A 14,628-nucleotide genomic window follows, 5' to 3' on the forward strand; every position below is an offset into this window, starting at 1 on the left:
CGGATCCCGCTGCCCTACGGTTTTCCGCTGTCGCACGAGCAGGGCCCCGGTACGGAAACGACCGGGGCCCTGCTCGTACGCGGGTACGCGTCAGTCGACGAGACCGTCGGCGGCCTCGACCTCCTCGCGGGTGATGCCGAGCAGGTACAGCACCGTGTCCAGGAACGGTACGTTCACCGCGGTGTGCGCGGCCTTGCGGACCACCGGCTTGGCGTTGAAGGCCACCCCGAGCCCGGCGGTGTTCAGCATGTCGAGGTCGTTCGCACCGTCACCGATCGCGACGGTCTGTGCCAGCGGCACCCCGGCCTGCGCGGCGAAACTGCGCAGCAGCCGGGCCTTGCCGGCCCGGTCGACGATGTCGCCGACGACCCGTCCGGTGAGCTTTCCGTCGACCACTTCCAAGGTGTTGGCGGAGGCGAAGTCGAGCCCGAGCCGTTCCTTCAGATCGTCGGTCACCTGGGTGAATCCGCCCGAAACCACGCCCACTTGGTAACCGAGCCGCTTCAGCGTACGGATCAGGGTGCGGGCGCCCGGCGTCAGCCGCACCTCGGCGCGCACCTTGTCCACCACCGACACATCGAGCCCCGCCAACAGCGCCACCCGTGCGTGCAGCGACTGCTCGAAGTCGAGCTCGCCGCGCATCGCCTGCGCGGTGACCTCGGCGACCTTGTCCTCACAGCCGGCATGGGCGGCGAAGAGCTCGATGACCTCGTCCTGGATGAGCGTCGAGTCGACGTCCATGACGACCAGCCGCTGCGCCCGACGGCTCAGCCCGGCCGACACCACCGCCACATCGACACCGATCCCGGCGGACTCCGTCGCCAGCGCCGTCCTCAGCTCCTCGGTCCCGGTGCCGGACACCGCGAACTCGACTGCCGTGACCGGGTACTTCGCGAGCCGGAAGATCCGGTCGATGTTCCCGCCGGTCGAGGTGATCGTCGCCGCTATGGCGGCGGTCGACTCCGCGGTCAACGGGTGCCCGAGCACCGTCACATGGGAACGTCCGTAGCCACGCGGCCGGTTGTCACCCGTACCGGAGATGATCTCGGCCTGCAGCTTCAGCGAATCGGCCCAGCTGTGCACGGTCGCCCGCAGGTCGCCCTCGGTGGTGCCGCCCGCGGTCGGGGCGGTGACCAGCGCGCACAGGACGATGCGGCCACGGGTGACGACCTGCTCGATGTCGACGACATCGACCGAGTAGGCGGCGAGGGTGTCGAAGAGCCCAGCGGTGATTCCGGGGCGGTCCTTCCCGAAGATCTTCACGAGAAGGGTGGGTGTGTCCGTGCCCTGACGGGACTCAGGGGGCTCAGGAGACGGGGAAGACTGAGGTGGCTGAGATGCGCTCATGGTGCTCCCACCGTATCGGTCCGCCTCATCGCACCGGAGGCCCGTCCCGAGGACCGGACAGCGCGTCGTCCCCGTACCCCCGCCCGGAGCAGAGGCAGGGCGACGGACGGCACACGCTCGGGCACGCCCGGCGACCGAGGGCGGATCCGAGCGGACCGGGGTGCCTCGGGCCGGCCTGTTCGCTCACGGTCCGCACGCACTCATACGCACTCATGGGACTTGCCACTCTCCGATCCCGTTCCTCCCGATTCGACGGCACAACGACGCAGGTCTCGGCAGGGCCTTCACCCCGCCCGGCTTTCGTATCGGGGACCCCTCCTGGAATAGTTCCCCACGATGTTCAGCATCCCTAGACTCCCGTGACGGGGGTAACTCGGGGGACAACTAGTGGGGCGCGGAGTGCCGGAACTCGTACTGGAATTGAATGGCAGGACCTGGACGCTCGATCCGTCCAGGTCGTACACCCTTGGGCGCGATCCGCAGGGCGACCTGACGATCGACGACGCCAGGGTGTCGTGGCGGCACGCCACGATCAGCTGGGGGGGCCACAGTTGGTTCATCGAGGACCACGGCAGCACCAACGGCACCTATGTGCAGGGCCGGCGGATCCATCAACTGGAGATCGGGCCCGGCTCCGCCGTGCACCTGGGCAATGCCACTGACGGACCGCGGCTGAGCATCGGCGCCGCAGCGGGTGCCGATGTGTACAGCGGGCAGGGCGCGGGCGCGCAGCAGGCCCCTGTTCAGCAGCCCCGGCAGGGTGGCGCCGGCTGGCCCGGCCAGCAGGCCCCCGTTCCGCCGCAGCAGCAACAGCCGCAGCAGGGCTGGCAGCAGGCCCCTCAGGTCCAGCCGCAACAGCAGCCCGCGCAGCCCCAACAGCCCCAGGTCCCGCATCAGCAGGGCATGGCGAAGATGCCCGGCGCGGGCGGGCCCGGCGGTGTCGCGGGGGCCCCGCCGGTGTACGGCGACCGCAGCCCGACCACGTTCCACCAGCTGGCCCTCGGCCGTGTCATGCGCATCGGTCGTGCGCTCGAGAACGAACTGGTCGTCTCCGACCTCCAGGTCTCGCGCCACCACGCCGAGTTCCACGCGACGCCCGACGGCCGCTTCGAGATTCGTGACCTCGGATCCCACAACGGCACCTACGTCAACGGCCAGCCGCTCTCCAAGTCCGGCTCCGCGCTCATCGGCCCGAACGACATCGTCGGCGTCGGCCACTCGACCTTCCGCCTGGTCGGCGACCGGCTGGAAGAGTTCGTCGACACCGGTGAGGTCTCCTTCTCCGCCCGCCACCTCACGGTGACGGTCGACGGCGGGAAGCAGATCCTCAAGGACGTCTCCTTCGGCGTCCCGGAGAAGTCGCTCGTCGCGGTCATCGGCCCGTCAGGATCCGGCAAGTCCACCCTGCTCAAGGCACTCACCGGCTACCGGCCCGCCAACCAGGGCGATGTCCTCTACGACAACCGCAACCTGTACAAGCAGTTCGCCGAGCTGCGCCAGCGCATCGGTCTGGTCCCGCAGGACGACATCCTGCACAAGGAACTCACGGTCACCAAGGCCCTCAAGTACGCGGCCAAGCTCCGTTTTCCTGCGGACACCACCGAGGCCGAGCGCCAGGCCCGGATCCTCGAAGTCCTTGCCGAGCTCAAGCTCGACATCCACAAGGACAAGAAGGTCACCTCGCTCTCCGGCGGCCAGCGCAAGCGTGTCTCCGTGGCCCTGGAGCTGCTCACGAAGCCGTCGCTGATCTTCCTGGACGAGCCGACCTCCGGCCTCGACCCGGGCATGGACCGCGATGTCATGCAGCTGCTGCGCGGCCTGGCCGACGACGGCCGTACGGTCCTCGTCGTCACACACTCCGTCGCCGAGCTGGCGATCTGCGACAAGCTGCTCGTCATGGCGCCGGGCGGTTCCGTCGCCTACTTCGGTCCGCCGGAGGAAGCGCTCAACTTCTTCGGCTACACCACCTGGGCCGACGTCTTCTCCGCGTTCGAGAACTACCGCGACTACGACTGGGCGGGCCGCTGGCGTGGTTCGCAGCACTACCAGATGTACGCCGCGGACATCGACGCCGTCGCCGCACAGTCCGTACACATGCCGCCCCCGCAGCAGATGCGCCCGCCGAAGCCGCAGGGCTGGACGGCTCAGCTGTGGACGCTGATGCGCCGCTACATCTCGGTGATCGCGTCCGACAAGGGCTTCATGGGCCTGATGGTGATCCTGCCCGCCGTGCTCGGCGTCGTCAGCGTGGTCATCCCGGCAGACTTCGGCCTGGCCCCGCCGAAGCCGCCGTCCCGGTTCAACGGAGCTGCCGGAACGATCATGCTGATCCTCGCGGTCGGCATGTGCTTCTCCGGTGCGGCCAACTCCGTACGAGAACTGATCAAGGAACGCGTCATCTATGAACGGGAACGGGCCACCGGTCTGTCCCGCTCCGCCTATCTGATGTCCAAGGTGATCGTCCTCGGCGTGATCACGGCCATCCAGGGCGTCATCATCTGCGGCATCGGCTTCGCCACCCGCGAGCTGCCCGCAGAGGGCCTGATCATGCCGCCGGCCGTCGAGCTCTGCCTGACGATCATCGTGCTCGGCTTCACCTCGATGATGTTCGGCCTGGTGATCTCCTCGCTGGTGAAGACCGCCGAGAAGACCATGCCGCTGCTGGTCATGTTCGCCATCGTCCAGGTCGTCTTCACCGGCATCCTCTTCCAGGTGTACGGATCGCCCGGCCTGGAGCAGTTCGCCTGGCTGATGCCGTCCCGCTGGGCCATCGCCGGCGCGGGCACGACGCTCGACCTCTCGCACCTCATGGCGCCGTGGGACCCGAAGAACCCGACCGACCTGGACCCGCTGTGGGAGCACTCGGCCGGTCAGTGGGGGATGAACATCTCGGTACTGCTGCTCCTCGGCATCATCTGCGGCATCGCGGTCGCGCGACTGCTGCGCCGCCATGAGCCGGAGGTCATGCGCAAGTAGCCGCGGGCACCGGCACGGAACACCGAAGGGCGGCACCCCGCAAGGGGCGCCGCCCTTCGGCGTATACGCATGTCGTCCGAGGAGGCCCGGAGTCGATCAGTACGCGCTGTTGACGTTGTCGATCGAGCCGTAACGGTCGGCGGCGTAGTTGGCCGCGGCGGTGATGTTGGCGACCGGGTCGTAGATGTTCGTCGAGGTGCCGGGGACGTGGTAGGCGTTGAACGTCGGCTGGATGACCTGCAGCAGGCCGCAGGACGGGGTGCCGTTCTGGGCGTTGATGTCCCAGCCGTTGACCGCGTTCGGGTTGCCGGTGGACTCCCGCATGATGTTGCGGTGCAGACCGTCGTACGAGCCGGGGATGCCGTGGGCCTTCATGATGGCCAAGGCCTGGCTGATCCAGCCGTCCAGGTTGTTGGCGTAGACCGGGGTACGGGCCTCGGCGCGGCTTGCGGCCTGCGTCTCGGTGCGCTCGGCGGCGGCCTTGGCCTTCGCCCGGGCGGCAGCCTCGGCCTTCGCCTCGGCACGGGCCTGGACCTCGGCAGCGGCGGCGGCCTTGGCCTTCGCGGCGGCCTGGGCCTTCGCCTTGACGGCGGCGGCTTCCTCGGCCCTGGCGAGGTCGGCGGCCTTCACCAGCTTCTCGGCGGTGGAGTGCTGCTCGATGATGCTGGCCTGCACGGTCTTGACCTGCGGAGTACCGGCGACCGATGCCAGGGCCACGGGGGCGGCGGACACGGGGGTCTGCGCCTCGGGCTTGCCTTCGGCATTGGCGGGGACGAGCGAGAACGAGAGCGATGCGACAGCGATGGCGGAGATACCCGCGACGGAGAGCTTCTGGGTCTTGTTCAGGCGACGACGACGGCCGGGGATGCTGGACACGGACATACAGGACCTCTAACGAATCGCGGGAGTCCTCACGGAGGACGAAGACGGGAAGCGGGTGTTTTCGCATCTCCGTCGGGGACGAGTGCAATTCTTAGCGTCAGCAAAATCCTGTGGCAAAGGTGTGACGTACGACCTCGGATAGTGGATCAGGGCGGCGCTCGAACGTGACGGTCCGCGCTCATGCCCACTGATGTGGCGCTTATGCACCCACTAGCCGACTTCGTAAGTGACGTGGGTCCTATGCCCGGCCTCACATCGGCCGTGTAACAAACTCACCAACCGTTGCTTCAGCAATTCGGAGTGTGAGGCTCCTGCTCTGGAAGCAGTTGGACGTCCCCGGACTCATGCCACCAGAGGTACTGATGGCGCAGCGCCTGGGCGTATCCGTAGGCCAGGGCATCCCGCCCCGCGACCGCTTCCAGCATCAGCAGATGCGAGGCCTCGGGCTCGTGCAGCCCGGTCAGCCGGCCGTCCACCGTCCGCACGCCGCGCTGCGGTGTCACCACCAGATCCGTCCACCCCGAGGCTGCCCGCACCACCCCGTCCGCCCCGGCCGACGACTCCGGCGCCCGCACCGCCGTCGTACCCAGCGCACTCATATTGCTCACCAGCAGATCGGGCCTGCCGAGCCCCGGGCGGCCGCCGTCGGCTCCGCTCGGTGCCCGGCGTCCATGACTTCCCCGGCAATGCCGACCACCTGCGTCACGTACCGGTCAGCCGGCTCCTTCACGGTCCGCGCCGGCACCCCTGGCGACCTGGCAGCCAGCACCAGATCCCAGCCCCGCTGCGCGGGTTCCGCTCTCAGTGCGCGCCCCAGCCCGATGAACCTCGGCACCCCCCAACGCGGAAAAGCCGCCCCACACCGCGCCTCGTTCAAGAGCCGCACCACCACAAGGCACTTCGGCTCAGGCCGACAGGACCTGGACCGGACCTAGTCCCTGCGTCCCGATCGGCACCGTCCACAGGCCGATACGGCGTCCCCGCCCCGCCGGTACGGTGAGGCCATGAGTCATCGCCCACAGTCGGGCCTCGCAGCGGTGAGCGCCGCGCTGCTCGCCATGAGCCGGCATCTCGAAGTGCGTGATGTCCTGAAGACGATCGTCGCCTCGGCCCGCCGGCTGCTGGACGCCGAGTACGCCGCCCTGGGCGTCCCCGACGACCACGGCGGCTTCGCCCAGTTCGTCGTCGACGGCGTCAGCGACGAACAGTGGAAGGCCATCGGTCCCCTGCCCCGGCAGCACGGCATCCTCGCCGCGATGCTCCACGAGGCGAAGCCCGAGCGACTTGCCGACGTCCGCAAGGATCCCCGCTTCGAGGGCTGGCCCGCCGCCCACCCCGACATGTCCGACTTCCTCGGCCTGCCCATCAGGGACGGCGACGAGATCATCGGCGCGCTCTTCCTCGCCAACAAGCGCTGCCCCAAACCCGAGGGCAGCTGCGGCTTCACCGCCGAGGACGAGGAACTGCTGTCGATCCTTGCGCAGCATGCGGCGATCGCCCTCACCAACGCCCGGCTGTATGAACGCAGTCGTGAGCTGACCATCGCCGAGGAGCGCTCCCGGCTCGCCCATGAGCTGCACGACGCGGTCAGCCAGAAGCTGTTCTCGCTGCGGCTGACGGCCCAGGCCGCCACCGCCCTGGTGGACCGCGACCCGGCCCGCGCCAAGGGCGAGCTCCACCAGGTCGCCGCGCTCGCCGCGGAAGCCGTGGACGAGCTGCGCGCCGCCGTCGTCGAACTGCGCCCGGCCGCGCTCGACGAGGACGGCCTCATTGCCACACTCCGGACCCAGATCCAGGTCCTGGACCGTGCCCACGCGGCCCGGGTCACCTTCGAGAGCCTGGGCGTACGGGCCCTGCCCGCAGCCCAGGAAGAAGCGCTGCTCCGGGTCTCCCAGGAGGCCCTGCACAACGCACTGCGCCACTCGGGCGCCGAGCACGTCGACGTCACCCTGGCCCGGCACGGCAGCGGCACGCTGCTGCGGATCACCGACGACGGCAGTGGCTTCGAACCCTCGGCGACCCGGCAGGCAGGCCGCCACCTGGGCCTGGTATCGATGCGGGACCGCGCAAGCGGTGTCGGCGGAAGGCTCACCGTTGAATCGGCGCCCGGCAAGGGCACCACGATCGAGATGGAGGTACCCGGTGGCTGACAAGATCATCAGGGTGCTGCTGGTCGACGACCACCAGGTGGTCCGCCGCGGTCTGCGTACATTCCTGGAGATCCAGGACGACATAGAAGTGGTCGGCGAGGCGTCCGACGGCGCCGAGGGGGTGGCCAGGACCGAGGAGCTCCGCCCCGACGTCGTCCTGATGGACATCAAGATGCCCGGCACCGACGGGATCGAGGCCCTGCGCAAGCTCCGCGAGCTGGAGAACCCGGCCAAGGTCCTCATCGTCACCAGCTTCACCGAGCAGCGCACCGTGGTCCCCGCCCTGCGAGCCGGAGCTTCCGGTTACGTATACAAGGACGTCGACCCGGACGCCCTGGCCGGCGCCATCCGCTCGGTGTACGCGGGCCACGTCCTGCTCCAGCCGGAGGTCGCGGGAGCCCTGCTCGCCCAGGACGACGCGGGTGGCGGTACGGGCCGGGGGAGCACCCTCACCGAACGGGAGCGGGAGGTACTGGGCCTGATCGCCGACGGCCGGTCCAACCGCGAGATCGCGAGGGCACTGGTCCTCTCCGAGAAGACCGTCAAGACACACGTCTCGAACATTCTGATGAAGCTGGATCTGTCGGACCGGACCCAGGCGGCACTCTGGGCCGTCCGGCACGGAGCGGCGGGCTGACCGGCACCGAAGCGGACTGTCTCCCTCCGGACCGAGATTCATACTGTCGGGTGTATGTCACCCGGACGGCGCAACCTGTTCGACCCCGAGGCGTTCTCCAGGGTGCTGCGGCGGCTGGCCGCAGCCACGCTAGGAGGATCCTGAAGTGAAGAACCTGAAGAAGGCCGCAGCCGTCACCATGATCGCCGGTGGAATCATCGCCGCCGGCGCCGGCGCGGCCTCCGCCACCGGCCACGGCGCCGGCGCCCACGGCGCCGCGACCCACTCCCCGGGCGTGGTCAGCGGCAACGTCGTCCAGGTCCCGGTGCACATTCCGGCGAACGTGGTCGGCAACACTGTCAACGTGATCGGCCTGCTCAACCCGGCCTTCGGCAACTTCGGCCTGAACGGCTGACCGACCCACGGTCCTGTGTCGCCGGGCGCATCGAGCCCGCCCGGCGACATCCGAAGCCCACTCCGGCACCATCGAGCCCGTACGGCGATCGAGGACGAAACGGCTCCAGGACGGCTCCGGGTAACAAGGCACCTCGCCCAGGCCTATCGTTCCCGCTCCTCCACATACGCGTTGTACGCGGCAACCTGCGCCCGCCGGGCCACCCGCTCCACCGGCCTCAGCGCCTCCTGCCGAGCCGCGATCTCCGACGCACTCACCGCCCCGCCGTGCCCGTTCTCGTACGCCACCGAGATCAACAGCCCGACCCGCTGCGCCAGCTCAAGCACCCGCACCGCCCGCGGCGGATACCCCGGAGCCAGCACCTCGCGCCCCCGCTCCGTCCGCGCCCGGTACGCATCCACCGCCGCCTCCGCCACCGGCCCGGAACCGGCCACATCCAACCGCGACAGCACCGCTGTCGCATCCCGCAACGCCTCGGCGAGCTCCCGCTCCGCCTCACCCAGCGACGGCACATCGGCCGGCGGCGCCTCCCGTACCGGCAGACAACGCCACACCACCTCGACGTGCAGATCCCCGGCCGGGCCCGCCTCACGCACCTCGGGAACCAGCCCGTACGGCACACCGAACGCGACCACCGCCTCCCCGGCATCCAACGCCCGCGCATTGAAGTCCGGTGGCCCGCTCAGCCCCAGTGGATGCCCGGGCGCCGGCAGCGCGACCCGAAAACCGGTCACCCCCAGACTCCGCAACCGCCCGAGCGCCAGCGTGAGCCCGACAGGCCCCGTCTCACCCGGCAGTCCCTCGACGCGGTGCACCGCGTCCTCCCCGACAATGGCGAGCGCAGCGTCGTCCGGCGGCACAAGTCCGGCCAGCAGTGCGTTTCCCCAAGCGGCCAGCAGTCCTGAGCGTGGTTCCGAAAGCATGGGAACAGCCTAGGGAACGGATCCGGGGCCTGTCGTCACACGGGCCCAGCGCCGGGAGCTCTCCTGCGGTGGCGTAGATTTCCCTGGGAGCTGTGCCCACAGGCACGCGACGATCTCGACACTGCATGGGGAGACAACGCGCCATGAGCGATGTACTGGAGCTGGTGGACGTATCCGTGGTCCGCGACGGACGCGCTCTGGTGGACGACGTCTCCTGGCAGGTCAAGGAGGGGGAGCGCTGGGTCATCCTCGGCCCGAACGGCGCCGGCAAGACCACCCTCCTCAACATCGCGTCCAGCTACCTCTTCCCGAGCACCGGCATCGCCAAGATCCTCGGTGAGCAGCTCGGCGGTGTCGGCACCGATGTCTTCGAACTCCGCCCGCGCATCGGTATCGCGGGCATCGCCATGGCGGAGAAGCTGCCCCGGCGCCAGACCGTTCTGCAGACGGTGCTCACCGCCGCCTACGGCATGACCGCCACCTGGCACGAGAACTACGAAGCCGTCGACGAGGAGCGCGCCCGCGCCTTCCTCGACCGGCTCGGCATGACCGAGTACCTCGACCGCAAGTTCGGCACCCTGTCCGAGGGTGAGCGCAAGCGCACGCTGATCGCCCGCGCCATGATGACCGACCCCGAGCTGCTGCTCCTCGACGAGCCCGCCGCGGGTCTCGACCTCGGGGGCCGCGAGGACCTGGTCCGCCGCCTCGGCCGACTGGCCCGCGACCCGTACGCCCCCTCCATGATCATGGTCACCCACCATGTCGAGGAGATCGCCCCCGGCTTCACCCACGTCCTGATGATCCGCCAGGGCAAGGTGCTCGCCGCGGGCCCCATGGAGACCGAGCTCAGCTCCCGCAACCTCTCCCACTGCTTCGGCCTGCCGCTCGTCGTCGAGCACACCGGCGACCGCTACACGGCCCGCGGACTGCCACTCTCGTAGCCGCAGCCGGACGACGCTCTCCGGACACAACGCCACAGCCGCCCGCCCGCGCCCTGTCCGCGAGGGCACCCGCAGTCCTACCATGACCACGTGGACATCGACGCGTGGGTGTGGTGGCTGATCGGCGCGGTGGGACTGGGCATCCCGCTCGTCCTGACCGCGATGCCCGAGTTCGGCATGTTCGCTGTCGGAGCGGTCGCCGCGGCAGTCGTCGCGGCACTCGGCGGCGGCATCGTGGCCCAAGTACTGGTATTCGTCGCGGTCTCCGTGGCCCTCGTCGCCGTGGTCCGCCCGATCGCCGCCAGACACCGTGCCGACCGGCCTCAACTCGCCACCGGCATCGATGCGCTGAAAGGTCGTCAGGCAGTCGTCCTGGAACGGGTCGACGGCAGCGGCGGCCGGATCAAGCTGGCCGGAGAGATCTGGTCCGCCCGCGCACTCGACGAGGGCCAGAGCTTCGATCCGGGCCAACAGGTCGATGTCGTCGACATCGACGGAGCTACGGCAGTCGTCATGTGACCGAACCACCCACACAGCAGAGCGCGTTCTGTCAGACTCGATGTCGATCATCATGAGATCGGGGCCGTCGAGGCATACGGCCCCTCCCGCGAACTCGACCTCGATCATCGCGATCCGTCGGCAACCGAAGGGCAACGAGGAACACGATGCAACCGATCATCATCGTCCTGATCATTCTGGTGGTGCTCGTCTTCATCGCCCTGATCAAGACGATCCAGGTCATCCCGCAGGCCAGCGCCGCCATCGTGGAACGCTTCGGCCGCTACACCCGCACGCTCAACGCAGGCCTGAACATCGTCGTTCCATTCATCGACTCCATCAGGAACCGCATCGACCTCCGTGAACAGGTCGTGCCGTTCCCGCCCCAGCCGGTGATCACCCAGGACAACCTGGTCGTCAACATCGACACCGTCATCTACTACCAGGTGACCGACGCAAGGGCCGCGACCTACGAAGTCGCCAGCTACATCCAGGCGATCGAGCAGCTCACCGTCACCACCCTTCGCAACATCATCGGTGGCATGGACCTGGAGCGGACCCTGACCTCCCGCGAGGAGATCAACGCCGCCCTCCGCGGAGTCCTTGACGAGGCGACCGGCAAGTGGGGCATCCGCGTCAACCGCGTCGAGCTCAAGGCGATCGAACCGCCCACCTCCATCCAGGACTCGATGGAGAAGCAGATGCGCGCCGACCGCGACAAGCGCGCCGCGATCCTCCAGGCCGAAGGAACCCGGCAGTCCGCGATCCTCACCGCCGAGGGCGAGAAGCAGTCCGCGATCCTGCGCGCCGAAGGTGAGGCCAAGGCCTCGGCCCTGCGCGCCGAGGGTGAGGCCCAGGCCATCCGTACCGTCTTCGAGTCCATCCACGCCGGCGACCCGGACCAGAAGCTCCTTTCGTACCAGTACCTCCAGATGCTCCCGAAGATCGCCGAGGGCGACGCCAACAAGCTCTGGATCGTGCCCAGCGAGATCGGCGACGCCCTCAAGGGCCTCAGTGGGGCCTTCGGTAACCTCGGTAACGGCGCCCCCGGATTCGACACCGGCAAGGAACGCCGAGAGCAGCCCCCGGTCGAATGACGCGTACACGCCCTCGTGCATGATCAGTGCACCAAGCACCGATCATGCACGGGGGATTCACCATGACCACCTGGGAGATGCTCGCCGTCTTCGTCGCGGGCATCAGCGCCGGCACGATCAATGCGATCGTCGGATCGGGAACGCTGATCACCTTCCCGGTGCTGCTCGCCACCGGCCTGCCCCCGGTCACGGCCACCGTCTCCAACGCCCTCGGCCTGATCCCCGGTTCCATCAGCGGGGCCATCGGCTACCGCGAGGAACTCGCAGGACAGGGCCGCCGCGTCCTCAAGCTCGCCATCGGCGCCCTGATCGGCGGCCTCACCGGGGCCACCCTGCTGCTGGCCCTGCCCTCCACGGCCTTCGAGACGATCGTGCCGATCCTGGTGGCCCTGGCCCTCGTCCTGGTCATTCTGCAACCATGCATCAGCAAAGCGGTCCAGCGCCGACGCGAACATACCGGCACCCCCGCCCGCCCCGACGGCGGCCCGCTCCTCTTCGTCGGACTGATGCTCGCCAGCGTCTACGGCGGCTACTTCACCGCCGCCCAGGGCATCATCTACCTCTCCCTGATGGGCATGCTGCTCGACGACACGATGCAGCGTCTCAATGCCGTCAAGAACGTCCTGGCCGCCGTCGTCAACAGCATCGCCGCGCTCTTCTTCCTCTTCGTCGCGGACTTCGACTGGACGGCCGTAGCACTGATCGCGATCGGCTCCGCACTCGGCGGCCAGCTCGGCGCCAAGATCGGCCGCCGCCTCAGCCCCACCGTTCTGCGCATACTCGTCGTTGCGGTCGGCACGGTCGCCATCGTCCAGCTGCTGCTCCGCTGACACACGGATGCCCGCTTCCGCAAGGATGCGGGCATCCCATACGACCACATGCGTACGCCGACTACGCTGCGGTGCGGTCCAGCCACTCCGGCAGCGCCGACCGCTCACCGGCCCCCAGAGCCAGCAGCATCGCCTCCGCCGGAGACGGTACGAACGGCTGCCGCAGCAGCGGCATCCCCGCCTGCTCCGGCGTCCGGGCCGCCTTGCGGTGATTGTCCTCGGCGCAGGACGCCACCGTGTTCAGCCAGGTGTCCTGACCGCCCTGGGCACGCGGCACCACATGGTCGACGGTGCTCGCCCGCCGCCCGCAGTACGCGCACCGGTGCTGGTCCCGTATCAGCACGCCCCTTCTGGACCACGGAGCCTGTCTTCGGAACGGCACCCGTACGTACCGGCAGAGCCTGATCACCCGGGGCACCGGAATGTCCACGGCGGCGCCACGCATACGGAGATCGGGGTGCGACTGCTCGACGACAGCCTTGTCCTGCAGAATCAGCACCACCGCACGGTTCAGTGTCACCGTCGACAGCGGCTCGAAGCTCGCGTTCAGTACCAGCGTGTCCCGCATCTCGCCCACCTCCCGTGTGCCGCCCGCCCCCTGGCAGGCTCGGATCAACTCTGGCCGGGCAGGCCGTGATGGACAACGCAATAAAAAATGCCCTGCCCTGATCTCTCCAGGACCAGGGCAGGGCAAACAGCAGGGGAACTCTCGGATCACCGGGTACTAGGCGGGACCCGTGTACTCACCGATCAGCTGAGCACGGCCCAGCGTGTGGAACCGCAGATTGAATCCGACGACCGCGGGCGACACATTGCTGTCGACCCCCAGCTTCTCGCTGTCCACCGCGTACACGGTGAAGACGTAGCGGTGGATCTCACCGGCCGGCGGCGCAGCGCCGCCGAAGTCCTTCGACCCGTAGTCGTTACGGACCTGTACGGCACCGGCCGGCAGGCCCTCGAACTTCCCGCTGCCCGCACCGGCCGGCAGCTCCGTGACCGACGCCGGGATGTCGAAGAGCACCCAGTGCCAGAATCCGCTGCCCGTAGGAGCATCGGGATCGAAGCAGGTCACGGCGAAACTCTTGGTCCGATCCGGGAATCCCTCCCACCGCAGCTGCGGCGAAGTGTTCCCGGCCGCGAATACCTGGGCATCCGCCAGTACAGCCCCAGGCGCGAGATCCTCGCTCACCACCCTGAACGACGGCACCTCGGGATGGAAGTCGTGCGGCAGCGGCGCCCTCTTCGGTTCGGTCACGTCAGCACCTCTCCTGATCGCTCTACTGCTGTCAGCAGGTCTCCCACCGACCCTAGAGCCAGTTGCGCTGACTGCCGACCTGGGCGAGCCACTGATTGAGGTACGCCGCCCAGTCGGTCCCCTGGAAGTCGTTCAGCCCGACCTTGAACGCGCGGTACGAGTCGCTGCCCTCGCTGAAGAGCCCCGGCTTCTTGTCCATCTCCAGGACGACGTCCATCTCGCGGTCGTCCGCGACGAACGTCAGCTCCACCTGGTTCAGCCCGCGGTACTGCTGCGGCGGGAAGAACTCGATCTCCTGGTAGAACGGCAGCCGCTGGCGCGTACCGCGAATGTGGCCGCGCTCCATGTCCGCACTGCGGAAGCCGAAGCCGAGCTGCCCGAAAGCGTCGAGAATGGCCTGCTGGGCCGGGAGCGGGTGCACATTGATCGGGTCCAGGTCGCCCGAGTCCAGCGCCCGCGCGATCTCCAGCTCCGTGGTCACGCCAATGTTCATGCCGTGCAGATGCTGACCGGCGAACATCGTGATCGGCGTCTCCCACGGAATTTCGAGCCCGAACGGTACGACGTGCACGGCACCGGCACGCACCTCGAACGCGCCACCGAGCCGAAGCTTGGTGAACTCGATGTCCTGCTTCGTCTCCGTGTCCTGGCCCTCGACCTCGACCCGGGCCTGCAGACCGACGGAGAGCCCCTCGATC

At 68.7% G+C, this 14,628-nt stretch carries 14 protein-coding genes and 1 pseudogene (1 of these 15 only partly in view); 8 read left to right on the forward strand and 7 right to left on the reverse strand.

Going from position 1 to position 14,628, the window contains the following annotated elements; genetic code table 11:
- Positions 1-90 precede the first annotated feature (90 nt).
- Positions 91-1,347: a phosphoserine phosphatase SerB gene (gene serB, locus OG953_RS33060; protein ID WP_405688900.1), complete on the reverse strand. Its 1,257-nt coding sequence runs from the start codon at positions 1,345-1,347 to the stop codon at positions 91-93.
- 387 nt (positions 1,348-1,734) lie between these two features.
- Here serB and OG953_RS33065 point away from each other — a divergent pair, with 387 nt between their 5' ends.
- On the forward strand, positions 1,735-4,323 hold the full coding sequence (locus OG953_RS33065; RefSeq protein WP_405688901.1) for an FHA domain-containing protein: 2,589 nt from the start codon (positions 1,735-1,737) through the stop codon (positions 4,321-4,323).
- Between the two features lie 96 nt (positions 4,324-4,419).
- Here OG953_RS33065 and OG953_RS33070 read toward each other — a convergent pair whose 3' ends face one another.
- Together OG953_RS33070 and OG953_RS33075 are read right to left on the reverse strand one after the other, a co-directional pair.
- Positions 4,420-5,205: a transglycosylase SLT domain-containing protein gene (locus OG953_RS33070; protein WP_405688902.1), complete on the reverse strand. Its 786-nt coding sequence runs from the start codon at positions 5,203-5,205 to the stop codon at positions 4,420-4,422.
- A gap of 287 nt (positions 5,206-5,492) precedes the next feature.
- A pseudogene (locus OG953_RS33075) lies at positions 5,493-5,798 on the reverse strand (S-adenosylmethionine:tRNA ribosyltransferase-isomerase); the annotation flags it as partial.
- 411 nt (positions 5,799-6,209) lie between these two features.
- On the opposite strand from OG953_RS33075, the gene OG953_RS33080 reads away from it, so the two are divergent.
- The 3 genes from OG953_RS33080 to OG953_RS33090 all read left to right on the forward strand — a co-directional run bounded on the left by OG953_RS33080 (position 6,210) and on the right by OG953_RS33090 (position 8,386).
- Positions 6,210-7,355 (forward strand): GAF domain-containing sensor histidine kinase, encoded by a 1,146-nt coding sequence (locus OG953_RS33080; RefSeq protein WP_405688903.1) that lies wholly within the window; start codon positions 6,210-6,212, stop codon positions 7,353-7,355.
- Positions 7,348-7,992, forward strand: coding sequence for a response regulator transcription factor (locus tag OG953_RS33085; protein WP_327275980.1), 645 nt, complete (start codon positions 7,348-7,350; stop codon positions 7,990-7,992). The genes OG953_RS33080 and OG953_RS33085 overlap by 8 nt, the downstream gene beginning before the upstream one ends.
- Positions 7,993-8,137: 145 nt before the next feature.
- Positions 8,138-8,386: a chaplin gene (locus OG953_RS33090; protein WP_383975355.1), complete on the forward strand. Its 249-nt coding sequence runs from the start codon at positions 8,138-8,140 to the stop codon at positions 8,384-8,386.
- Between the two features lie 143 nt (positions 8,387-8,529).
- On the opposite strand, the gene OG953_RS33095 is transcribed toward OG953_RS33090, so the two are convergent.
- On the reverse strand, positions 8,530-9,309 hold the full coding sequence (locus tag OG953_RS33095; protein ID WP_405688904.1) for a hypothetical protein: 780 nt from the start codon (positions 9,307-9,309) through the stop codon (positions 8,530-8,532).
- Positions 9,310-9,452: 143 nt separating this feature from the next.
- Between OG953_RS33095 and OG953_RS33100 the strand changes: the two genes are divergently transcribed.
- The 4 genes from OG953_RS33100 to OG953_RS33115 all read left to right on the forward strand — a co-directional run bounded on the left by OG953_RS33100 (position 9,453) and on the right by OG953_RS33115 (position 12,675).
- On the forward strand, positions 9,453-10,250 hold the full coding sequence (locus OG953_RS33100) for an ABC transporter ATP-binding protein (RefSeq protein ID WP_405688906.1): 798 nt from the start codon (positions 9,453-9,455) through the stop codon (positions 10,248-10,250).
- Between the two features lie 90 nt (positions 10,251-10,340).
- Positions 10,341-10,769 carry an NfeD family protein gene (locus tag OG953_RS33105; RefSeq protein ID WP_405688907.1) on the forward strand — a complete coding sequence of 143 codons (429 nt, stop codon included), beginning with the start codon at positions 10,341-10,343 and terminating at the stop codon, positions 10,767-10,769.
- A gap of 146 nt (positions 10,770-10,915) precedes the next feature.
- On the forward strand, positions 10,916-11,845 hold the full coding sequence (locus OG953_RS33110; protein ID WP_072482952.1) for an SPFH domain-containing protein: 930 nt from the start codon (positions 10,916-10,918) through the stop codon (positions 11,843-11,845).
- 62 nt (positions 11,846-11,907) lie between these two features.
- Positions 11,908-12,675 (forward strand): sulfite exporter TauE/SafE family protein, encoded by a 768-nt coding sequence (locus tag OG953_RS33115; protein ID WP_405688909.1) that lies wholly within the window; start codon positions 11,908-11,910, stop codon positions 12,673-12,675.
- A gap of 61 nt (positions 12,676-12,736) precedes the next feature.
- Here OG953_RS33115 and OG953_RS33120 read toward each other — a convergent pair whose 3' ends face one another.
- The 3 genes from OG953_RS33120 to OG953_RS33130 form a co-directional block, all read right to left on the reverse strand.
- Positions 12,737-13,243, reverse strand: a complete 507-nt coding sequence (locus tag OG953_RS33120) for an HNH endonuclease (protein ID WP_093895792.1) — start codon at positions 13,241-13,243, stop codon at positions 12,737-12,739.
- A 156-nt stretch (positions 13,244-13,399) separates the two neighbouring features.
- Positions 13,400-13,930, reverse strand: coding sequence for a YbhB/YbcL family Raf kinase inhibitor-like protein (locus tag OG953_RS33125; RefSeq protein ID WP_405688910.1), 531 nt, complete (start codon positions 13,928-13,930; stop codon positions 13,400-13,402).
- A 52-nt stretch (positions 13,931-13,982) separates the two neighbouring features.
- Positions 13,983-14,628, reverse strand: the 3' portion of a protein-coding gene (locus tag OG953_RS33130) for a sporulation protein (RefSeq protein ID WP_405688911.1). Its footprint extends 137 nt past the window's final position; the window shows 646 of its 783 coding nt (coding positions 138-783); its start codon lies beyond the right edge, outside the window; its stop codon occupies positions 13,983-13,985.

It is taken from the genome of Streptomyces sp. NBC_00057, from assembly GCF_045041165.1.
Classification (GTDB): domain Bacteria; phylum Actinomycetota; class Actinomycetes; order Streptomycetales; family Streptomycetaceae; genus Streptomyces.

What these genes read in the sequence shown, in the direction of transcription:
- serB (WP_405688900.1), bottom strand. Translation starts at nt 1,347, where the DNA reads ATGAGCGCATCTCAGCCACCTCAGTCTTCCCCGTCTCCTGAGCCCCCT.
- OG953_RS33070 (WP_405688902.1), bottom strand. Translation starts at nt 5,205, where the DNA reads ATGTCCGTGTCCAGCATCCCCGGCCGTCGTCGTCGCCTGAACAAGACC.
- OG953_RS33080 (WP_405688903.1), top strand. Translation starts at nt 6,210, where the DNA reads ATGAGTCATCGCCCACAGTCGGGCCTCGCAGCGGTGAGCGCCGCGCTG.
- OG953_RS33095 (WP_405688904.1), bottom strand. Translation starts at nt 9,309, where the DNA reads ATGCTTTCGGAACCACGCTCAGGACTGCTGGCCGCTTGGGGAAACGCA.
- OG953_RS33100 (WP_405688906.1), top strand. Translation starts at nt 9,453, where the DNA reads ATGAGCGATGTACTGGAGCTGGTGGACGTATCCGTGGTCCGCGACGGA.
- OG953_RS33110 (WP_072482952.1), top strand. Translation starts at nt 10,916, where the DNA reads ATGCAACCGATCATCATCGTCCTGATCATTCTGGTGGTGCTCGTCTTC.
- OG953_RS33115 (WP_405688909.1), top strand. Translation starts at nt 11,908, where the DNA reads ATGACCACCTGGGAGATGCTCGCCGTCTTCGTCGCGGGCATCAGCGCC.
- OG953_RS33120 (WP_093895792.1), bottom strand. Translation starts at nt 13,243, where the DNA reads ATGCGGGACACGCTGGTACTGAACGCGAGCTTCGAGCCGCTGTCGACG.